This window comes from Qipengyuania qiaonensis (genome assembly GCF_019711515.1).
GTDB classification, from domain to species: domain Bacteria; phylum Pseudomonadota; class Alphaproteobacteria; order Sphingomonadales; family Sphingomonadaceae; genus Qipengyuania; species Qipengyuania qiaonensis.
In genome coordinates, this window is sequence record NZ_JAIGNO010000005.1 from 185208 (window position 1) to 206373 (window position 21166).

At 60.9% G+C, this 21166-nt stretch carries 17 protein-coding genes and 2 tRNA genes; 8 read left to right on the forward strand and 11 right to left on the reverse strand.

Going from position 1 to position 21166, the window contains the following annotated elements:
* Nucleotides 1–186: 186 nt before the first annotated feature.
* Together K3174_RS10265 and K3174_RS10270 are read right to left on the reverse strand one after the other, a co-directional pair.
* Nucleotides 187–1032, reverse strand: a complete 846-nt coding sequence (locus tag K3174_RS10265) for a phasin family protein (RefSeq protein ID WP_221558172.1) — start codon at nucleotides 1030–1032, stop codon at nucleotides 187–189.
* Nucleotides 1033–1139: 107 nt separating this feature from the next.
* Nucleotides 1140–3005 (reverse strand): PHA/PHB synthase family protein, encoded by a 1866-nt coding sequence (locus K3174_RS10270; protein WP_221558173.1) that lies wholly within the window; start codon nucleotides 3003–3005, stop codon nucleotides 1140–1142.
* 135 nt (nucleotides 3006–3140) lie between these two features.
* On the opposite strand from K3174_RS10270, the gene K3174_RS10275 reads away from it, so the two are divergent.
* Together K3174_RS10275 and K3174_RS10280 are read left to right on the forward strand one after the other, a co-directional pair.
* Nucleotides 3141–4322: an LL-diaminopimelate aminotransferase gene (locus tag K3174_RS10275; protein WP_221558174.1), complete on the forward strand. Its 1182-nt coding sequence runs from the start codon at nucleotides 3141–3143 to the stop codon at nucleotides 4320–4322.
* 60 nt (nucleotides 4323–4382) lie between these two features.
* The gene (locus K3174_RS10280) at nucleotides 4383–5180 is read left to right on the forward strand and encodes a crotonase/enoyl-CoA hydratase family protein (protein ID WP_221558175.1); all 798 of its coding nucleotides are present in this window, start codon (nucleotides 4383–4385) and stop codon (nucleotides 5178–5180) included.
* Nucleotides 5181–5274: 94 nt separating this feature from the next.
* On the opposite strand, the gene K3174_RS10285 is transcribed toward K3174_RS10280, so the two are convergent.
* Complete coding sequence (locus tag K3174_RS10285) at nucleotides 5275–6669, reverse strand: sulfotransferase domain-containing protein (protein ID WP_221558176.1); 1395 nt, start codon at nucleotides 6667–6669, stop codon at nucleotides 5275–5277.
* A 470-nt stretch (nucleotides 6670–7139) separates the two neighbouring features.
* Complete coding sequence (locus K3174_RS10290) at nucleotides 7140–7919, reverse strand: acyl-CoA thioesterase (RefSeq protein ID WP_221558177.1); 780 nt, start codon at nucleotides 7917–7919, stop codon at nucleotides 7140–7142.
* Between the two features lie 124 nt (nucleotides 7920–8043).
* Here K3174_RS10290 and K3174_RS10295 point away from each other — a divergent pair.
* Together K3174_RS10295 and K3174_RS10300 are read left to right on the forward strand one after the other, a co-directional pair.
* Nucleotides 8044–8117: transfer RNA gene (locus K3174_RS10295), tRNA-Cys, on the forward strand.
* Nucleotides 8118–8139: 22 nt separating this feature from the next.
* Nucleotides 8140–8215, forward strand: a tRNA-Thr gene (locus K3174_RS10300).
* Here K3174_RS10300 and K3174_RS10305 read toward each other — a convergent pair.
* From K3174_RS10305 to K3174_RS10320, 4 genes are all read right to left on the reverse strand, one after another.
* The gene (locus K3174_RS10305; protein WP_221558178.1) at nucleotides 8186–8422 is read right to left on the reverse strand and encodes a hypothetical protein; all 237 of its coding nucleotides are present in this window, start codon (nucleotides 8420–8422) and stop codon (nucleotides 8186–8188) included. The two genes, K3174_RS10300 and K3174_RS10305, sit on opposite strands and share 30 nt — an antisense overlap.
* A 102-nt stretch (nucleotides 8423–8524) precedes the next feature.
* The gene (locus tag K3174_RS10310; protein ID WP_221558179.1) at nucleotides 8525–9778 is read right to left on the reverse strand and encodes an NAD(P)/FAD-dependent oxidoreductase; all 1254 of its coding nucleotides are present in this window, start codon (nucleotides 9776–9778) and stop codon (nucleotides 8525–8527) included.
* A gap of 10 nt (nucleotides 9779–9788) precedes the next feature.
* Nucleotides 9789–10784 carry a 4-hydroxyproline epimerase gene (locus K3174_RS10315; protein WP_221558180.1) on the reverse strand — a complete coding sequence of 332 codons (996 nt, stop codon included), beginning with the start codon at nucleotides 10782–10784 and terminating at the stop codon, nucleotides 9789–9791.
* A gap of 11 nt (nucleotides 10785–10795) precedes the next feature.
* Nucleotides 10796–11719 carry a dihydrodipicolinate synthase family protein gene (locus K3174_RS10320; protein WP_221558181.1) on the reverse strand — a complete coding sequence of 308 codons (924 nt, stop codon included), beginning with the start codon at nucleotides 11717–11719 and terminating at the stop codon, nucleotides 10796–10798.
* Between the two features lie 123 nt (nucleotides 11720–11842).
* Here K3174_RS10320 and K3174_RS10325 point away from each other — a divergent pair, with 123 nt between their 5' ends.
* A complete protein-coding gene (locus K3174_RS10325) occupies nucleotides 11843–13273 on the forward strand; it encodes an aldehyde dehydrogenase family protein (RefSeq protein ID WP_221558182.1) in 1431 nt (476 codons plus the stop codon).
* 171 nt (nucleotides 13274–13444) lie between these two features.
* Here K3174_RS10325 and K3174_RS10330 read toward each other — a convergent pair whose 3' ends face one another.
* Complete coding sequence (locus tag K3174_RS10330; RefSeq protein WP_221558183.1) at nucleotides 13445–14002, reverse strand: TetR/AcrR family transcriptional regulator; 558 nt, start codon at nucleotides 14000–14002, stop codon at nucleotides 13445–13447.
* Nucleotides 14003–14220: 218 nt separating this feature from the next.
* Between K3174_RS10330 and K3174_RS10335 the strand changes: the two genes are divergently transcribed.
* On the forward strand, nucleotides 14221–15114 hold the full coding sequence (locus K3174_RS10335; protein ID WP_221558184.1) for an ABC transporter ATP-binding protein: 894 nt from the start codon (nucleotides 14221–14223) through the stop codon (nucleotides 15112–15114).
* 11 nt (nucleotides 15115–15125) lie between these two features.
* The gene (locus K3174_RS10340; protein ID WP_221558185.1) at nucleotides 15126–18737 is read left to right on the forward strand and encodes an ABC transporter permease/M1 family aminopeptidase; all 3612 of its coding nucleotides are present in this window, start codon (nucleotides 15126–15128) and stop codon (nucleotides 18735–18737) included.
* A 405-nt stretch (nucleotides 18738–19142) separates the two neighbouring features.
* Here the strand turns inward: K3174_RS10340 and K3174_RS10345 are convergent, their stop codons facing one another.
* Nucleotides 19143–19628, reverse strand: coding sequence for an Lrp/AsnC family transcriptional regulator (locus K3174_RS10345; protein WP_221558186.1), 486 nt, complete (start codon nucleotides 19626–19628; stop codon nucleotides 19143–19145).
* Nucleotides 19629–19743: 115 nt separating this feature from the next.
* Between K3174_RS10345 and ald the strand changes: the two genes are divergently transcribed.
* A complete protein-coding gene (gene ald, locus K3174_RS10350; RefSeq protein WP_221558187.1) occupies nucleotides 19744–20856 on the forward strand; it encodes an alanine dehydrogenase in 1113 nt (370 codons plus the stop codon).
* A 19-nt stretch (nucleotides 20857–20875) separates the two neighbouring features.
* On the opposite strand, the gene K3174_RS10355 is transcribed toward ald, so the two are convergent.
* Nucleotides 20876–21037 carry a hypothetical protein gene (locus tag K3174_RS10355; protein WP_221558188.1) on the reverse strand — a complete coding sequence of 54 codons (162 nt, stop codon included), beginning with the start codon at nucleotides 21035–21037 and terminating at the stop codon, nucleotides 20876–20878.
* Nucleotides 21038–21166 lie beyond the last annotated feature (129 nt).

Genomic DNA, 21166 nt, shown 5'->3' on the forward strand with positions numbered 1-21166 from the left:
TCGCCAAATCGCAAGGCGCTTGGACGGAGCAATTGGCGCGTTTCGGCTTAAGAAACGACTGATGCGTCTTCCGGACACGCAAAAAAAGGGCCGGATGGTTCGAAACCATCCGGCCCCTCGGTGTCCAATTCGCCGGGCGGGGAGAGAGGAGAGAGTGCCCGGCGGAATTGAAATGGGTCGAAAGGCTTAGGCCGCCTTCGAAACCTTTTCCGCCGCCAGGCTCATGCGGTTCGAAACCGGTGCGAAAGCTTCGTTGGCGAGCTTCAGCATGGCTTCGGTGTTCTTCGAAGTGGTCGAAACCATGGCGTCGAAGTTGCGACGGGCGATTTCGCCCTGCAGCTGGAACAGCTCGGTCGGCGACTTAATCGCAGCAAACTTCTTGACGTCGTCCTGGACGGTTTCGGCAGCCGACTTGGCTTCTTCGATATAGTCGCGGCCCATGTCCTGCATGCCGGCGGCGAGGATCTTGCTCGATTCGACGAGAGCTTCGAGGTTGCCCTTCTGGAATTCGACAGCGTCTTTGGTCATTTCGGTGCCCTTTTCGTAAGCGGCCTTGGCACGGGTCTGCACGTCGGCAGCCAGTTCCTTGGCCTTGGCGGCGTAGTCGGTGGTGGCGGTGTTCTTGGCAGTGGCCATGATGGTATCCTTCAACTGGGAAATCGGAGTGGTCTTGGCGGGGCTCGCCTTGGTGGCTGCGACCTTCTTCGGGGCCGCCTTGGTCTTCTTGGCAACGACCGGCTTCGCGGCCGGAGCAACCTTTTTGGCGGCAACCTTCTTGGGTGCAGCCTTTTTCTTCGCGACAGTTTTCTTCGGCGCGGCCTTCTTGACCGGCGCTTTCGCTTTGGGCGCAGCCTTGGCGGGTTCGGCAGCCACGGCCTTGGCAACCGCGTCGGTCTTGACCGGCGCCGTCACATCCGCTTCGACGGCCTTCTCGACCGTTTTCGCGTTCACCGCTTCTGCGGTTCTCTTTTCCGCAGCTTCGGCAAAAGCCTTTTCGGCAGCGGCATCGATTTTGCTCTGGCTCTCGGCCATGGGAAACCTCGCTTTGTTGCACTGCACAAAATAGACATTGCAACCGCGAAGTCAAGGAATTTTTGTGCAGTGCACAATAACCTGGATTGTGAACATATTCCAGCTAGTTAGCGAGTGGCGACATAGCGGCCGGGCGCGTTTTCGATCACATTGTCGCCCTTGCTGCCGGGCTTGCGCTTGCCCGTGGCAGGCGTCGTCGCGCCGTCTCGCTCACGCAGCCAGTCGATCCAGTCCGGCCACCAGCTGCCCGGATGTTCCTGCGCCCCCTCGCGGAACTCCGTGAGGCTGCGGGGCGCGCCGTCGTGGGTCCAGTACTGATACTTGCCCGCATCGGGCGGATTGACGACGCCGGCGATGTGGCCCGACCCGGCGAGTATGAATTTGAGCGGACCCTTGAAATGATCGGTGATCCGCCAGACGCTCTCGGCAGGCGCAATATGGTCTTCCTTGCCCGCCTGGACATAGGTCGGCGTACCGACCAGCCCGAGATCGACCGGTGTACCGTCGATGCTCAGCGCATTCGGTTCGACCAGCTTGTTGTCGCGATACAGGTCGCGCAGATATTGCTGGTGCCATTGCGCCGGCAGATTGGTGACGTCGCCGTTCCAGTGCAGCAGATCGAAGGCCGGATACTCCTCGCCCAGCAGGTAATTGTTGACGACGTAGTTCCAGATCAGATCGGTGCCGCGCAGCAGATTGAAGGTCGCCGCCATGTACCGCCCGTCGAGATAGCCGTCGGCACTCATCGCCTTGACCATGCCGAGCTGGTTGTCGTCGACGAAATTGAGCAGCTCCCCCGCTTTCTCGAAATCGACCTGCGCGGTGAAGAAGGTCGCGCTCTTCACCTTGTCTTGCTCGCTGCGCCGGTGGAGCAGGGCGAGCGTGGCGGCCAGTGTGGTGCCCGCCACGCAATAGCCGATCGCATGCACGCTCTTCACGCCCAGCCGATCGCGGATATGGTCGATCGCATCGATCTGCGCGCGGACGTAATCGTCCCAGATCACGTCCTTCATGCTGGCATCGGCCGATTTCCAGCTGACCATGAACACGGTCACGCCTTGTTCGACGGCCCAGCGCACGAAGCTTTTCTTGGCGTTGAGGTCGAGGATATAAAAGCGGTTGATCCAGGGGGGGAAGATGACCAGCGGGGTTTCCAGCACTTGCCCGGTCGAGGGGGAATACTGGATCAACTGGTAGAGCGGGGTTTCGTGAACGACCTTGCCCGGCGTCACGGCGATGTTCTCGCCCAGCTTGAAGGCGCTGGCATCGGTGTGCGACAGCTGGCCGCGGCGTAGATCGGCGAGCAGATGCTCCATGCCCTTCACCAGGTTCTCGCCCCTGCTCTCCAGCGTGCGCTCCATCACCACGGGGTTGAGCAGCGGGAAGTTGGACGGGCTGGCCGCTTCGGTGATCGCGCGGGTGGTGAAGCGCAACTGTTCGCGCTTGTCGTCGGACAGGCCATCCATCCGGTCGACCATCTCGCCGACGCGCTCTGCCAGAAAGAGATAGGTCTGGTGGATCAGCGCATAGGCAGGATGTGCGCGCCAGCGCGGATCGGCGAAGCGGCGGTCCCGGCGCGGCAATTCGGGATCGCCCTTCGCTTCGGCCGCGCCGTCCATACCGAGGCCGTATTGCCCCAGCACCTGCTGCCACAGCGCCATGCCCTCCTGCATCAGCGCCTGCTGCTGGGCAGGATCGGCGATGGGCATCTGGCGGTACCAGTCTTCTGCCATGCGCATCCAGCGCGACGGATCCATATAGGCCGCCAGCGCCTGCGGGTTGGCGAGCTGTTCGGTCTGGTATTCCATCCACAGGCCCTGCAGCTTCGCCCCGACTTCGGCCCAGTCGCGCATGTCTTCCGGACTCAGCGGCGTTCCGGCGGTTGCTTCGGCCAGCGGCGCGAACAACGTGCGCGCGAATTTCGCCGGTGCTTCGAACATATTCGTGAAGGGATCGGGGCCGTCGTCGGTCATTCTCGCTCCTGTGGCGTTTCAAGCACCTGTTGGGACGGCAATAGGATATTCCGCGCCCGCTTGCACCTGTGCCGATTGCACCTGCAGGGTGAATAGGTAATCAGTGTGACTCGACCAACGCCTGACGGAGCCGGAATGTCCGACGATTTCTACCGCATCAAACGCCTGCCACCCTATGTCATCGCCGAAGTGAATGCGATGCGGCATGCGGCGCGGCGAGCGGGCAGGGATATCATCGATCTGGGCATGGGCAATCCCGACCGACCGCCGCCCCAGCATGTGATCGACAAATTGTGCGAGGTTGCAGGCAAGCCGTCGGCGCATGGCTATTCGCAGTCGAAGGGCATTCCCGGCCTGCGCAAGGCACAGGCGAATTATTACGGCCGCCGCTTCAATGTCGATCTCGATCCCGAGCGCGAGGTGGTGGTAACGATGGGTTCGAAGGAAGGCCTGTCGTCCATGGCCACCGCGATCATCGCGCCGGGCGATGTTGTCCTCGCGCCGAGCCCGTCCTACCCGATCCACACGTTCGGCTTCATCATCGCCGGGGCCACCATTCGCAGCGTGCCGACCACGCCGGACGAAGGCTATTGGAAGGCGCTCGACAATGCCATGGCCTATACCGTGCCGCGCCCGACGGTACTGGTGGTCAACTATCCCAGCAATCCCACGGCAGAGACGGTGGATCTCGATTTCTACGAACGGCTGGTCGCCTGGGCGAAGGAGAACAAGGTCTGGGTCCTGTCCGACCTCGCCTATTCGGAGCTGTATTACGACGGCAAGCCGACGCGCTCGATCCTCGAGGTCCCTGGGGCCAAGGACGTGGCGGTCGAATTCACCTCCATGTCCAAGACCTATTCCATGGCCGGCTGGCGCATGGGCTTCGCGGTCGGCAACCCGACGCTGATTTCCGCGCTGACGCGGGTGAAATCCTATCTCGATTACGGGGCTTTTACCCCGATCCAGGCGGCGGCCTGCGCCGCGCTCAACGGACCGCAGGATATCGTGGAGGAAAACCGTGCCCGCTATCAGCGCCGGCGCGATGTGATGGTCGAAAGCTTCGGGCGGGCCGGGTGGGACATTCCCTCGCCGCCCGCCAGCATGTTCGCCTGGGCCCCGCTGCCCAGGGCATTCCACAATATGGGCAGTCTCGAATTCTCCAAGCAGCTGCTCGAACATGCGGGCGTCGCGGTGGCGGCGGGCGTCGGCTATGGCGAGGAGGGCGAAGGCTTCGTCCGCATCGCCATGGTGGAGAACGAACAGCGCATCCGTCAGGCTGCGCGCAACGTGAAGCGTTTCCTCGCCGAACACGGCTGATCGAGCGTCTGGTTGACATGTAGACGGCACGGAATCGGCGCCGGGAGAGAGGATTGAAAGATGAATTTCGAAGATCGCGTTTCGATAGACCTCGCCGATAACGGCGTCGCCCAGGTCCGCTTTACCCGCGGCGACAAGATGAATGCGCTGGACCCGACGCAGTTCGCGGCGATCATCGATGCGGGCAATGCGCTGCGCGAGATGAAGGGTCTGCGCGTGGCAGTGCTATCGGGCGAGGGGCGGGCCTTCTGCGCGGGCCTCGACACGTCCAGCTTCGGCGGCGACCCCACCGGCTCGGGCAAGCTGGCCGACCGCACGCACGGCAATGCCAACCGGGCGCAGGAAGCCGCGATGACCTGGCGCAAATGCCCGGTGCCGGTGATCGCCGCCGTCCACGGCGTGTGCTTCGGCGGCGGGCTGCAGATCGCCAGCGGGGCCGACATTCGCGTGGTCCATCCCCAAACGCGCATGGCGGTGATGGAAATGAAATGGGGCCTCGTGCCCGATATGGGCGGCTATGCCCTGTGGCGCGGCCTGGTGCGCGACGACACCCTGCGCGAACTGACCTACACCAATCGCGAATTCGGTGGCGAAGAGGCGCTCGGCCTCGGCTTCGCCACCATGGTGGAGGAAGACCCGCTGGCGAAAGCGAACGCCCTGGCCGAAACCATCGCCAACAAGAACCCGGACGCCATCCGCGGCGCCAAGCGCCTGTTCCGCGTGATGCACGAGGAAGGCGAGGATGCGATCCTGCTCGCCGAAAGCGAAGAGCAGGACGGCATCATCCGCACCCCCAACCAGATCGAGGCGGTGATGGCGGAAATGCAGAAGCGCGCACCGAAGTTTGCGGATGCGTGAATGAGCGAGGTCCGGACGCAATCCCGATTGCGGACCTTACCGGTCATCCAAGCCCAATCTCGAACAGATCATTGCGATCTGCCGACAAACGGGATCAGGATTCGCGATCCAGGGTAGTTGCAAGTTCGAGCAATCTGGGGGCTTCCAACTCACCCACCAGGGCAAGCGCGGCCTGACCATCCTCCCAATACGCAACTGCGACGCCGTTGTTCAGGTCCATCGAAGGACTGTCGCCAATCGACGTGTCTTCCTCTGCTGCGAAAAGGGAAACTCGTTCATCATCCGCAGTGACCATGGTCAGCACGACCGAGTTGCCCAGATCGGAAGGGTAGAGCTGGGCGTCGGTTACGACCCAGTCTTCGGGAATTTCGGGCAGTTCGACACCGGTCGCATGGAGAATCTCGCCTCGATCGAGGTCGCTGCTTTCGATCTGCGATGCCATTTGCGCGCGTACACTGCTCGCGACGTAGGCTTCCTGCGCTTCACTGACGAGCGATGCTGCGTTTGCCGGCGGTGCGAACTCGGTGTCGAGCTCGTTGGCAATCCAGCCGCTGGCGAACAAAGCAATTGCTGCTGCCATCCGCACCAGCCGCTCGCGACGATAATTGTCGTTGCTGGCACGCAGCTCGGTTCTGTCGCCACCGACCATTGTCGATACCGATAGCGGGTTCCTGCTGTCGCCAACTTGCTGCTGGGACGACTGGGCAATCTTCTCCTTGCTGAAATAGCAGGCAAAAAATGGATGGAGATTCCGATCTATATAGGCGTCGATATAGGCAATATCTTCGCTGGACAGATAATCGACGAAGCCTCCGACTTTCCCTCGACGCACCTTGAAGCTTTCCGGGTTTTGCGGGTCCGCCGGACGCAGGCGCTCATGTCCGAAGCTGTCGTGCAATTCGGCCTTCCGCATGTTGCGGAACGATGCCTTTTCGACCGTCTCCTCCAGCAGGGTTCCATCCGGGGCGGGCAGGCCGAAAAATCCCGCCGTACTCAGGAGGACCTGTCTCGGGTCGCTGTGCATGTCCTCGTATGAAACCCACAGGAAATCGCGTGGGACGAACCGGGCTTCGGCCCAGGAGTTATAGAACGCGACGATCGCGTCGATGCTTCCCTTCTCCCGGTGAATGTAGGTCGAGATGTCGCAATCGATCACCTTCATTCGGTTCTTGGCATCGAAATAGTAGGATACCAGAACGTCACGAGGGTCGCGCGTAAGCAACAGGACTCGCTTGTTGCGATAGCGGGATTTGTCCTTGTCCACCTCGTGCCCGAATTTGAGATTGGGGCTGTCGTCGTGCGTGAAGCCGATATTCGGGATGTCCGAAGAGAGCTTCCAGAAATGCTGGAGCTCCATCGGATTGTCGATCTTCAGGCCATATTGAGAGCAGACCATGCTGCCCAGCATCGTTCTAAGCCAAGTCCGGCCGGACTTGGGGTAGGACAGGACATATCCGTCTCTCGCCCACTCGCTCGCGGCGCGGCGCATCGCAAGCAGCACCCCCCTGTTCCGGATCGATTTGGGTAGAAGCGACTCGCCTGCCGAAAATGCAAAATCCCGAAAAATCGTGCGAACTGCCATCAGGCAAGGCCCCAAGTTGTTGAATGATGGGCGAGTTAAGCCAGTCGACCATATAGCGTAGCCGCGCAGTTACCAGTGCCGCAAATGGGGGTATCATTTTGGTAGAGGGATGCGCCTGTCGTTGCGATTCACCGCGATCTCTCGCGTCGTGAGACGATCTGGCCGCGCTGGCCACGCGGGTCGAACAGGGACCGGTGAACTGGCACACCGATATCGAAGAAGAGCATGACGCCCGCGAAGCCGGGTGCGGCGATAGCGGGGCTCGACCGGGGGCGGGGGCCGCCGTGCCGGGTGTCACCCTGCCATCGGGGTATGATTGTCGTTGCTTTGTAGAGTGTTAGATATCCAAAGTCACGGACGACACCCTGCCGCCTTCGTCACCCGAAGACGGCCACGCATTGCATTCCGTCGAGCACCTGCCGGCCATCGGCATTCCACAGCCGCAGCCGTTCGGAGGAATAGCCGTGCGCGGCATGCTGACTGGCATTTTCCGACAGCCACCAGCCGTCGCGCGTCTCGGGCGCCGGTTCGAGCAGGTTGAACGACCAGTTGATCGAACTGATCGGCCCCTGCCGCCGCATCGCCCGCATGGCACCCGGCGGCAGCACGTCGCCCAGCAGGATCAGCTCGCTGACGGGATCGAGTCCCTCGCGCGCGGTAAGCCGGGCCCAGCGGCGGACCACCGGCTTGCCGGGGCCGCGCATGTCCTGCGCGCGGCGGATCTCGAAATTGTTCTGGATGAAGGCGGGGCCCTGACCCTGCATGGCGACGTCGGCCTCGTCGGGGCCGCCGGGCCAGTCTTCCACCGGGGCGGCATCGTGCTCGGCATTCGCCTCGCGCTCGGTGCCGAACAGCCAGAAAGCGGTCAGGGTGCATTTTCCTTCGCACCAGATTTCGCTGCGGACCTGCGCGACATTGCGGCCCTGGCGAACGATCTCGCGCCGCAGTTCGACCTCCGGCCCTGTCGGCGCCACGAACGCGACCTGCGCAGCGCGCAGCGGGGGCAGGTCGGTAAAGGCGCGGATTGCCGCCGTATAGGCGATCAGCGCCGATGCGCCGCCATAGAGCGTGCGCCCCTGCATCCAGTTCTCCAGGCCGGAAAAGCACGTTTCGCCGCCCGCAGCGGTGATCGGATCGAGGAGGTTAGCGATGCTCATGGTGGGGCACATTGCCGCTATCCGGTCACGCGTCCAGAGTGACGTTACGTAAGGTGCGACGTGGCGATTGCCTTTGCGCCGGAGAATCGCTAGTGCCCCGCTTCCTTCCCGAGAGGGAGGGCGAGGCCCGATGGCGGAGTGGTTACGCAGAGGACTGCAAATCCTTGCACGCCGGTTCGATTCCGGCTCGGGCCTCCATTTCTCGCAGCAATGCGACAATGCCGCTTTAGCTCAGTTGGTAGAGCACATCATTCGTAATGATGGGGTCACGTGTTCGAGTCACGTAAGCGGCACCACTCCCGGTCAAAGATGGGCACTTTGCCCGTGTCCGATCCAGCGTCGAAGACGAGCGCCTTCTCTAGCGCTTCTGTCGTTCCGAAAATGCGGATGTCATCGTTGGTGATCTCGACCTTGCCGACGAACAGGCGAAGGTAGGCGGACCGGAATTTTGGATCGCCGTTGGTCAAGGCATGCGAGATGCGCTTGGCGAAACCTTCGATCATCGCTTCGTCGATCTTGGTTCTGGATTTTGACAGCTGAAGCTCGAGGCTCGCGATGGGCTTGCACTCGCCTTGAAAGAAGCCGGCAAGAAAAGTGAATGCTCGTCAGGCGAAACGCGCGAGATCGAAAGGCGAAAGATCAACCGTCGGCGCTTCACCCCCGACCATGGCTGCGATCGCCTCGCCCGTGACCGCTGCCAGGGTCAGTCCCAGATGCTGATGACCGAAGGCGTAGGCAATAGCGGGTTGTCTTGCGAGCCGCCCGATGGCCGGCAGATAATCGGGTAAGGTGGGGCGGGCGCCGACCCATTCGCTTGCCGGTTCTCCGAAACTGCAGCCCAGCGCACTGACATGCGCACGCAAGCGTGCCCATTTGCGGGGATCCGGTGGCAACGACAAAGGCGCGAACTCGGCAAAGCTCGCCGCGCGAACTGCTTCGGCGAACCGAGTGACGATTAACGAGCGGTCTTCAAATACGACAGGCGGCGTTCCGAAGGGCCAGTCGGTGGAGGCGCTCTCGACGTGATAGCCGCGCTCGGCGATCAACGGGACTTTTTCACCCAGCTCTTCGAGGAGCGGCGCCGATGCTGCACCAGCCGCTACCAGAACGACGTCACATGTCAGCACGGTGTCATCGTCCAGCGTCACCTTTGCCTGTGAGACGCCGGCAATGTGGACGGCGCGTGCGCGGTGCACTCGCCCTCCAAGCGCGCAAAAGCGAGCATGGAGCACTTCGCCCAATCTGCGATTGTCGGTGATCTGGGCGCTGCCATGGAAGCGGATTGCTCCCGCGATTGGTACACGGATCAGGGTCCGAAGCTCGTCAAGCTCGTCTTGCGATACGGACCTGAATGAGGTTTTGCCAATTTCGCTCGCCTGCCAGCGCGCGATACCCGCTGCAGCGGTGCCGTCGGTCTCCCACACCACAAAATGTCCGGTTTCGCGCAGCAGGGCCGAAGCATCCGAATCGGCGAGCAGACGCTGCCATGCTGGCAGCGCTTCTGACAGAAGAGCGCCCAGCGCCGCCTTGCCGCGCGTAAATCTGGCCGGTGTGCTGAAACGGGCAAGCCTGGCTGCGAATGGCAACCAGGCGGCGATGGCGCGCGGCGGCAATGCGAGCGGACCGCCAAACATGAACAGCCGACGCGGAAAGCTTCGAAACGTTGCAGGCGCGGCGAGCGGTTCGACCTGTTCGATCGCAATATGTCCGGCATTGCCCCAGGAGGCACCGCGCCACGGTTCATCGGGCGCCACAATCAGTGTCTGGATTCCGCTGCGCTGCAGCGCAATGGCGCAAGCGAGACCGATCACACCATCGCCGATTATGATGGCGTCGTTGTGGCTGCGGGGTGCCGCCATCAGCAAGAATTCACACGACCGTGAAACCGGCCCAGAAGGGATCCTTCCGGTCGATCCAGATCGTGTTAAGCCCGGTTGCGATGGCTGAGCCCTCGATCGTCGGAACGATGCCGGCAATATCGCCGACCTTGGTTCTTGCTTCGACACCACCGATGAAGCGGCTTCCGATATAGCTTTCGTGCACAAAGCGCTGGCCGACACTCAGCCGCCCGCTGGCGACGAGATGTGCCATTCGGGCGGATGTGCCGGTGCCGCAAGGGCTACGATCGATCGCGCGTTCTCCATAGAAGACGGCGTTGCGCGCATCCGCGCCTTCGCTACTTGGCTTATCAGCCCACAATACGTGGGTCACCCCGCGGATGTTCGGGTCATCGGGGTGAACAGGCTCATAGACCTCTTGCACCTTGGTTCGTATTGCACGGCTGAGTTCGACGATCCTCGCTGTTCCGAGGTCGTCCAGGCCGGTGTAGGCGCCTTGCGGCTCTATGATCGCGTAATAGTTGCCGCCATAGGCGACATCGATTGTCAGCGGCGAGAAACCCGGAACATCAATTTCGATCCCGCGGGACGCAACATAGGACGCCACGTTGCGTATCCGCACCGAGTGCACACGCCCGTCGCGTAAATCATAGGTGATCCGGATTGTACCTGCCGGCACCTCGATCGTGAGTTCGCCTGGCACGCGCGGCTGAATCAGGCCGGCCTCCAGAGCGAAGGTGACGATACCGATCGTGCCGTGCCCGCACATCGGCAGGCAACCACTGGTTTCGATGAACAGAATTGCAGCGTCTGCATCGCCAGACGGCGGATAGAGGAACCCTCCCGACATCATGTCATGGCCCCGCGGCTCGAGACACAGACCCGTCCGGATCCAGTCGAACCGTTCGAGAAAATCAAGGCGCCGTTCGGCCATGGACGCGCCGTTGAGCAATGGTGCGCCGCTCAACACCAATCGTACAGGGTTGCCTGCGGTGTGGCCATCGATGCAGGAAAAGCTGTGACGCATTGAAGGTAAACCTAGCTGGCGATCAACGCCTTGGCGCATGGGCGGGTACGTGCAGCCTCCTCGACCATCGCTACGACATCGGACCGGCGTTGTCCGGTCAGTGGGAGACGCGGCAAGCGCACCCGTTCCGAACCACGGCCCATGATCTCCTCGGCTAGCTTGATAGACTGCACCAGATCATGTTCTGCATCCAGATGGAGAAGAGGCATGAACCAGCGATAGATTCGCCTTGCTTCCTCCAAATCGCCGCGATCGTAGGCCGCAATCAAGGCTACCGATTCCTGCGGGAAGGCGCTTGTCAGGCCCGACACCCAGCCCGAGGCCCCGAGCATCAAGCCTTCCAGTGCGACATCATCGAGGCCGGCCATCACCGAGAAACGATCTTCGAAGCGATTGAAGAGGTCCGTGAAGCGACGGGTGTCCGGCGCGCTTTCCTTGATAGCGACCACGTTCTTGACCGGAAGCAGGGCTTCGAGCGTCTCAAAATCGACATTGACGCGGTAGGCTGGCGGATTGTTGTAAAGCATGACCGGGAGGGCGGTCGCTTCCGCCACGGCGCGAAAATGGGCGGCGAGTTCGGCAGTCGTTGGTACATACACCATCGCGGGCAGCACCATCAGCGCGTCCAGCCCAATCGCTTCAGCGTCACGCACATATGCGACAGCGTTACGGGTGGTGAACTCGGAAACGCCGGCGACCAGCGGCACGCGCCCGCCGACCGCTTCAACCCCGGCGCGGAGCACAGTCAGCTTTTCAGCTGCATCAAGGGAATTGTTTTCCCCGCATGTGCCAAGCAGGATCAGACCGTCAACGCCGTCTTCTACCAGTGCGCTGAGCACACGCTGGGTCGCGTCGATATCGATTGCTCCGTCAGCGCGAAACTGGGTCGTCGCAGCGGGGTATACGCCGCGCCACAGCTTTTTCCGGTCAGTCACCAGGCATTCTCCTTTGTCAAAAATCGTATACGGTATATGATTGCGCTTGCCAACTGATTCTGTCTTTTCATCCCGGTGCTCAAGCCACCGCCATTGCAAACCCGCCAGCGAGGATCATTTCGAATGAAGCTATCCCACTTGATCGATGGCAAATGGATTGAAGCGGATGCGCGCTTCGCCAGCATCAATCCGTCGAACACGGACGAAATCGTCGCCACCTATCCCGATAGCGGTTCAGAGGAGATCGATGCGGCAGTGACAGCTGCGCGCCGTGCCTTTGGCGATTGGTCGTCCGGATCGCCCGAGGCGCGTTCGGACCTCCTTGATCGCATAGGTACGAGGATAATGGCCGACGCGCAGCAGCTCGGCGAGCTGCTGGCGCGCGAGGAAGGCAAGACCAGGGCCGAGGCCACCGGCGAGGTTATGCGGGCCGCACGTATATTCAAGTATTTTGCCGGCGAGGCTCTGCGACGCCATGGCCGTACGCTCGAGTCGACGCGGCCGCATCTGGATGTCGAGGTCTGGCGGGAGGCCCTCGGAGTCGTAGGGCTGATTACGCCCTGGAATTTTCCGATCGCGATCCCCGCGTGGAAGGTCGCCCCCGCGCTTGCGTTCGGCAATACCGTGGTTTTGAAGCCCGCTGAAAGCACTCCGGCAGTAGCGCATGCGCTGGCAGTCATCATTGAGAAATGCGGCGCACCGGCGGGCGTCTTCAATCTTGTGTTCGGCCATGGCGATGCCGGTGCCGCACTAGTGGATCATCCACAGGTCGACGCAATCTCGTTCACCGGCTCACGGGGCGTGGGCGAAAAGGTCGGGACGGCTGCGATGGCGCGCGGCGCCCGGGTCCAACTCGAAATGGGTGGCAAAAACCCGCTTGTGGTTCTTGCCGATGCCGATCTCGAGCGTGCCGTGGCGGTCGCCCTGGATGGCGGCTTCTTTCAGACCGGGCAGCGCTGCACCGCTTCGAGCCGGGTTATCGTAGAGGATGCAGTCCACGACCGGTTCGTCGAAGCTCTTGTCGAACGTGCTGCTGCACTGAAGGTTGGCAACGCTCTGGATTCCGGGACGCAGATCGGGCCAGCATCAAGTGAACGGCAGCTGGAACAGAATCTGCAATATATTGATGTCGCCACGGCGCAAGGCGGCAGGCTTGCAACTGGCGGTGATCGCCTAAGCCTCGACACGCCGGGTTACTTTATCAGTCCTGCCATAATCGCAGAGACGACCCCGGATATGCGCATAAATCTGGAGGAGGTCTTTGGGCCGATCGTCTCGACAGTCCGCGTGAAAGACTATGACGAGGCGCTTGCAGTCGCAAACTCGGGTGAATTCGGTTTGTCTGCCGGCATCGTCACCAAGAGCCTCGCGCATGCGCGGGACTTTCGTCGCAACGTCCGTGCCGGCATGGTAATGGTGAATCTACCAACTGCTGGTGTGGATTATCATGTACCTTTCGGCGGCACCCGTAGCTCCAGTTACGGCTTGCGCGAGCAAGGATATGCCGCCGTTGAATTCTATACTCAGATGAAGACCGTGTACGTGGGCGACTAGGCTGCGATTCCGGTCGGGTTCCTGAATCTGAGTGTCCGGGATGCAGCGGGTCTGCGCTTGGGCAGGATACCATTGAAGGTCGCGCTGGTTTCTCCGACCCGACGCGGTTGCACAATCACGCCGCGTGTCTGTTGGCGTCGAGTACAATCGTGCTTATGCGGGCGAAAATGCTCAATCGCTGAAACTGGTATAGCCAAGGGCGCGCATTGCTGCTGCGAAGATTTCATCCCGCCACGCTTCGTCGAGCCCAACTCGTCCGGCGATCCTGATCGCGAAGTTCGCGCCAGCCATAGCGGTGAACGCTCGCGCCATTCGATCCATATCTGGCGCGGCCACATTGACGCCGAGCGCCTGGATCAGTTCTATGCCCGATGCCCCGATCCGGTCGTCCGCTGGCTCGCGCGCCATGTAATGGCCGAATTCCGCCATGCCGGGGAACCGGAGTGCTTCCTCCAGAACCGCTCCGATCATCGCGCGATCGCGTTCTATGCCCAGCGGGAAATCAAGCAGCATGGCGGTTCGCTGCCGTGTGCGGGATACATGCGTGTCGACGACGGCCTCGTAGAGCGCCTTTTTACTCGGGTAATAGTGAAGCAGGCCCGCCTTGGAATAACCCAGTGCATCGGCAATCTGTTGAAGGGAAGTGCGCCCGAAGCCCTGATGGGCGAACAGGCCAGCCGCACAATCAATGATTTCCTCGTCGATCTCCGATCTGCTCTGTCTAGCCATTGCATGCCCTTCGCGCCCGATCCTTCCTATAGCCCATCATCCCCATTCTGACAGAACAGAAAACACTTGATACCGACCAAATTGGTCGGTAACCGACCAATTTAGAATGAGGCCTGTAGCTGGTTGTCGCCACGAGAGGGCTGATGATGGCCTTCTTTGGTGTACGATTTTTAGCGGTTCACGCCTCGGAGCACTGAAATTCGAAGCGGAGGCAGCCCGTGTTGCAATTGAATGGTGTCGAGCATGTGTATCCCAACGGCACCCGCGCGCTTGACGGCGTGACTATGTCGATTGGCAAGGGCATGTTTGGGCTGCTTGGTCCCAATGGCGCGGGCAAGTCTTCGCTGATGCGAACAATTGCGACACTGCAGACGCCAACGGCCGGCACGATACACTTCGGCGATATCGACGTGCTGGCTGAGCCGACCCGGTTGCGCTCGACTCTCGGGTATCTACCGCAGGACTTCGGGGTCTATCCGCGCGTGTCAGCCTATGACCTTCTTGACCATATGGTGTCGTTGAAGGGCATCACTGCTTCGGGCGAGCGCAAGGCGACGGTCGAGACGCTGCTCAACCAGGTCAATTTGTGGAATGTCCGCAACAAGGCGGTGGCCGGTTTTTCGGGTGGCATGCGCCAGCGCTTCGGCATCGCCCAAGCGCTGATCGGCAATCCCGAACTTATCATTGTGGACGAGCCGACTGCCGGCCTCGACCCGGAAGAGCGAAACCGCTTCTACAACCTGCTGGTCGAGATTGGTGAGAATGTTGTCATCATCCTGTCGACCCATATTGTTGAGGACGTCGCTGATCTGTGCCCGCGCATGGCGGTGCTGGCGGCCGGGCGCATCGAGCTGGAAGGCGCTCCGAGCGAACTGATCCAGCGCAGCCGCGGGACGATCTGGGCCAAGACGATCGAGCGTGATCAGCTGGACGACGTGCGCAGCAATCATGAAGTGATCTCTACCCGACTGCTGGCCGGACGCACGATTGTGCACGTCCTTTCCGAACTGGACCCCGGCAACGGCTTCGCGCTGGTGGAGGGGGGGCTGGAAGACGTTTATATGTCGACGCTAGCGCATACGCGCCGCCCTGCCGCCGCCAAAGCCGCATAAGGAACGCGCCGATGTTCGCCACCATCGCGCGCTTCGAGCTGCGCTATCAGCTCCGCAATCCTGTCTTCTGGGTCGCGGCCATCATGTTCTTCCTGCTGACGTTCGCATTGACGACGGCGCCCGCGATCCGTCTGGGCAGCGGCGGCAGCATTCACACCAACGCGCCGACCGCGGTCGCGCAGGTGCAGCTGATGATGTCGCTGTTCTTCATGTTCGTGACCACGGCGTTCGTCGGGAATGTGGTGGTGCGCGACGACGAGACCGGGTTCGGGCAGATCATCCGGTCGACCAAGGTCGGCAAGATGCCGTACATGTTCGGCCGCTTTACCGGCGCGTTCCTGGGCGCGGCGATCGCGTTCCTGGCAGTGCCGCTGGCGCTGTGGATCGGCACATTCATGCCGTGGGTCGACATCGAGAATCTCGGCCCCAACCGGCTGCAGGATTATGCGTTCGGCTATTTCGTCCTGGCGCTGCCGAATATCCTGATGACGTCGGCGATCTTCTTCGCCATCGCCAGTTGGACCCGTTCGGTCACCTACAGCTATCTGATGGTGATCGTGTTCATGTTTTTGTATTTCGCGGTCACCTCGATGCTGCAAAAGCTGCCGGACCTTACCTTCGCGGCCTATCTCGAGCCGTTCGGAAGCGTCGCGTACGGTATCACCACAAGATATCTGACGCCCATCCAGTCCAACACGCAGGCGGTCGAGCTGACTCAATTACTGCTGGGCAACCGCTTGCTGTGGATCGGTATTTCGACGGCGATCGTACTGCTGGTGGTCTGGCGTTTCCGTTTCGCCGCACGCGGCGCGACCGCGCGCAGTGCGAAGCGTCAGGCAGCGCGTGAAAAGCGGCTTGCCGCTGTGCAGCCCATGCTGGTCGATCGCCTGCCGGACAGTGTGCCCGGACGCGGTGTGTGGCATCAGTTGTGGACCCGCACCCGGCTCGAAATGAAGCTGATCTTCAAGAGCCCGGCTTTCTGGGTGCTGGCGATCGTGGGCTCGATCAACCTCATCCTGACGCTCAATCTCGCCAAGCTGTTCTACGGGATTCCGATCTGGCCGCGCACCTTCGCGATCGTCGATGTGGTGACTGCGACGTCCGCGACAATCACTCTGCTGATCGCGATCTATTTCTCGGGCGAAGTCGTATGGCGCGAGCGCGAGCGCCGCTTCGGCGAGATCATCGACGCCACCCCGCCACCCAACTGGGTCTTCCTGGTGTCCAAGCTTGCCGGCGTCGTCGGCGTGCTGCTGGTGCTCAGCGTTTTCGTGGTGATGTTGGAATCGATCCTGTTCCAGTTCATGCGCGGGGTCACCGATATCGAGCTTGGCAACTGGCTGGCATGGTTCGTCGTGCCCAGCGCATTCTATGTGATTCAGCTTTCGATCCTGTCGGTCGTGGTTCAGGCGATCAGCCCGAACAAGTTCGTGGGCTGGGGCATCATGGTGCTCTATCTGGTCACGACCGTCGTTTTCTCCAGTCTCGGTCTCAACCATCCGTTGTTCAACTACGCCGACGTGCGGATGCCGCTTTCGGATATGAACGGCGCGAATTACGGCAGCGAGGCCGGCTGGTGGCTGCGCATCTATTGGCTGGCATTTGCGCTGGTTCTGGCGGTGATCGGCCATCTGATGTGGCGGCGCGGAACGGCGGTGACATTGAAAGGGCAATGGCGGACCCTGCCGTCGCGGCTACGTGGCGCGCCGTTGGTCGCTCTGGCGGGCGCGCTGTTGCTCACCGTGGGGCTTGGCGGGTTCATCTATTACAATACCGCCGTGCTGAACGCCTATCCTAATGAGGACAGGTTTAATCGCCAACTCGCCGCCTATGAGAAGAGATACGGGAAGTATATCGATCTGCCGCAGCCTAAGCTGAGGGATGTCAAGCTGAAGGTCGACCTGTTTCCTTCGCGCAACGAGATGCAGGTCAACGGAACCTATCGTTTTGTGAATGAGACAGGCGCGCCGATCGAAACCCTGCATTTCCGTATGGCGCCAGGCATCGGTCTGCCGTTGCGTGACGTAACGGTCTCCGGTGCGGCGCTCATCGAGGCGGACGGACAGAACCATCATCGAATCTTCCGCTTCAACCAGCCGTTGCAGCCGGGCGCGAGCGGGACGGTGTCCTTTGTTACCGGTGTCGAGCGGCGCGGCTTTGCGGCGCTGCCGCCCGATCCGCAACTGTACGAGATCGATGTGCAGCCGGCCACGAACGGCGCTTATGTGACCAACTTTCAGATCATGCCTTTGCTCGGGATGGATCGCACCAACCTGCTCTCGAACAAGAAGGAGCGCGAGAAGTTTGGCCTTGCACCGGCTCCGGAAATGCCAAAGCTGGAAGATGCGTCGGCGCAGGCGAAGAACTATGTCGGCTTCGACCGGATCAATTCGGATATCACGGTGACAACCGATGCGGACCAGACGCTGATCGCGACCGGTGAACGGGTTTCCGATACCGTTGCAAATGGCCGCCGCACCGCCCGCTTTGTGGCGCCGATTCCGTCGATCGCCTTCGTGACCATCCAGTCGGCACGCTACAATGTGAAGACGATGGATTCCGATGGCGTCGAGCTGCAGGTCTATTACCATCCGGAGCATTCCAAGAATATCGACCGGATGCTGCGGGCAATGGACGACTCGCTCGATTATTTCCGCGCGAGTTTCGGGCCGTATCAATATCCCTATGCCCGGATCATCGAGCGGCCAGGCTATGGCGGCGGCGCCAATTCCGCACCGGGAACGATCGGCTATTCGGAAACCGTCGGCTTTATCATGGATCTGAGCGATCCCAAGCGGCTCGACTTTCTGTCCTATGTCACGGCGCACGAACTGGCCCACCAATATTGGTTCCACCAGGTCATGCCCGCCGACATGGAGGGCGCAGAGGTACTGACCGAAAGCCTGGCGCAATATTCGGCGCTGATGGTGATGAAGAAGCGCTTCGGCGAGGCGCAGGTGCGCCAGTTCCTGAAATATGAGCTCGACCAGTATCTTCAGGGGCGCCGGATGGAGTCGGACGGGGAAAAGCCGCTCGCCCGGACGCGCAACCGTGGATACATCCACTATCAGAAGGGCTCCATCGTGATGTATCTGCTCCAGGAACGCCTGGGCGAGGATCGTGTGAACGCCATGCTGCGTCAGCTGCTCGATCGCTATCGCTTCAAGCCCGCGCCTTATGCACGGTCGAGCGATCTGGTCGATGGCTTCCTGTCGCTCGCCCGTAATCCGCAGGAACGGCTGCTGGTGCTCGATCAATTCTATCGCATCACCCTGTATGACCTAAAGACGAGGGACGCGACCGTGAGGCGCCTTCCGGACGGCAACTTTGAGACGGTGATGACGATAGAAGCATCCAAGATATATGCAGATGCCAAGGGCAATGAAACGAATGCGAGCTTTGACCAGCCGGTTGACGTCGGCGTGTACATGGCGCAGCCGAGCGATGCCGGCTTCGATCAGGAAGATGTCTTGTCTATCCAGCGCACGCCGATCCGTTCTGGCGAGCAGAAGGTGCGGATCGTCAGCGAGCGCAAGCCGGTCTATGCAGGCATTGATCCCTTTATTCGCTATATCGACCGCAACACGACCGACAATGTCGTGGCAGTTACGGACACGGATTGACGCCATAGAAAATCAAGGGCTTTGGCGGTGTCTGATCACGAGATCGCCCCGCCAAAGCGTCGGATTTGCGAAACTGAGCGCCGACCGCGAAATGTAGCCCATGTCATGAGAAGAGAGCTGCAAGGCCTCAATGAAACTGTGAGCTGACAGGAAATTTGCAACCCAGCTGCGGGTTCTCCGGCCGCGTTATCGCGATAGGGGCGCGGTGAACCGGGCGACCGTAATTGCAGATACCGACGTCCCGATCACTGCGGGCGCGATGATCGTCCGTAGGATGGAGCCAGGCTGGGCCTGAGCAAGGAGGCCACGGGGTGAAGATTGCGACGTCGGGATCGGGCCAGGATAGGCCGCCTCGGCCGCGGTCAGGCCTTGCCAACGCAGTACAGCATTATCGGAGCGATCTCATCATGATCCCGACAGCATAGAAGGCGATGCGTCGCGCGAGAGCACTTCGCGCAACGCAAAAAGAGATTGCATGCCGCTTACGCCGGGCAGTTTCGATAGCTCTTCCCGGTGTATCCGCTCGAAATCCTTGAGGTCTTTGGCTCGCAAGGACAGCAAATAGTCTTCCGAGCCTGACAAGAGATGGCAAGACAGAAGCGAGGGGCTCGAACGAACTGCGTTTTCAAAGGCCTCGAAAGTATCAGTTGCTTTGCTCTTAACCTGAATCAACACCATGACCAGGGTGCCGAAGCCAAGTTTTTCAAAGTTTAGCTTGGGACTGTATCCCTTGATGTAGCCATCGCTTTCGAGAAGGCGCTGGCGTCGTCCCGCGGCCGGTCCCGAAAGACGCGCAGCTTCGCCCAATTCCGCATTGGTTGCGGTGCCACCTTCCAGAAGCCGAGCAACGATCGCAGTGTCAAATCTGTCCAGCATCATTTCAAAATCCAAAGTCCGATTTCAGTTTCAGAATGTCTACGAGATCAAGTTCTGGGCCGCAAGGTTGATCAGAAATTCCGGCAAGAACGGCTTATGAGTGAGCAATCTAATCACAGGAGTTTGCATCATGATCGTCGGCGTTCCCAAAGAGATCAAGAAGCAGGAGGCGCGCGTGGGCCTTACTCCAGCAGCCGTTCGCGAATATGTCGAACGCGGCCATTCGGTGCTGGTCGAAACCAAGGCAGGCACGGGGATGGGAGCCGATGACACCGTTTATGCGGACGCCGGAGCGACCATCGTCGGAAGTGCGTTCGAGGTTTTCGCTCAGGCCGACATGATCGTGAAGGTCAAGGAACCGCAGCCCGAAGAGTGGGTAAAACTACGAGAAGGGCAAATTCTGTTCACCTATCTGCATCTAGCCCCTGATCCCGAGCAAACGAGGGGCCTGCTGGAAAGTGGCGTGACCTCGATCGCATATGAAACGGTAACCGAAGGTGTCGGACTGCCGTTATTGGCTCCGATGAGTGAAGTCGCCGGCCGCCTGTCCATCGAGGCCGCCGCCCTCGCAAGTCGCCACTTCAACGGTGGCAGCGGACTACTTCTGGGCGGTGTGCCGGGCGTCGCACCTGCGCGCGTTTTGGTGCTTGGCGGCGGGGTCGTGGGAACCCACGCAGCGCGGATGGCAGTTGGCTTGGGCGCCGATGTATCGATCCTCGATCGCTCCTTGCCGCGCTTGCGTCAGCTGGATGAATTGTTCTGCGGCCGCGCCCGCACCCTCTTCTCAACGGTCGACGCAATCGAAGCCGAATTGAGACACGCCGATGTCGTGATCGGCAGTGTTCTCACCCCTGGGGCAAGCGCACCAAGGCTGGTCACCAAAGATATGCTGGGCAGCATGAAGCCAAGAAGCGTGGTCGTAGATGTCGCGATCGACCAGGGCGGCTGCTTTGAAACCTCGCGCGCGACGAGCCATGCCGCACCGACTTACGAGGTCGACGGTATCATTCATTACTGTGTCGCCAATATGCCCGGTAGCGTGCCAAGAACATCCAGCCACGCGCTTAACAATGCGACGCTTCCCTACGGTCTCGCACTGGCCGACGGCGGTTTGAGGGCGATCAGGGAGAACAGGGGTCTTCTGGCAGGTCTGTCGACTCATCGCGGTCGCCTTACCAGCGAACCCGTCGCGAGGGCGCTGGGCCTTGATTTCGAGCCGTCTGCCGACGCTCTGGGCGCCTGAACATCGTCCTAATGCCGGGCTATTCGAACCAGGCCAGCTGCAAGGAAGGAATCGCCTCACTTTTGGAGCTGTCGATCTCGAACGGTTCCGGCAGGACGTTCCGAACAGAAATGCTCGGAACGCGTCGTCCGGAGGCGCGAGTGGCGCGCGGATGATGCTGTTGCCCCGCTTCCATGAACATGGCCGAAAGCACCTGCGAAGGACCCTGGGCTTGGGAGCGAGCCTCGGGCAATCCGCAGCGAGGCTTCGACGCTACAGCTCCGCATGCGGGCATTGCCCGCGAAATTGTGGAAGCCTGATACCCCCTGTA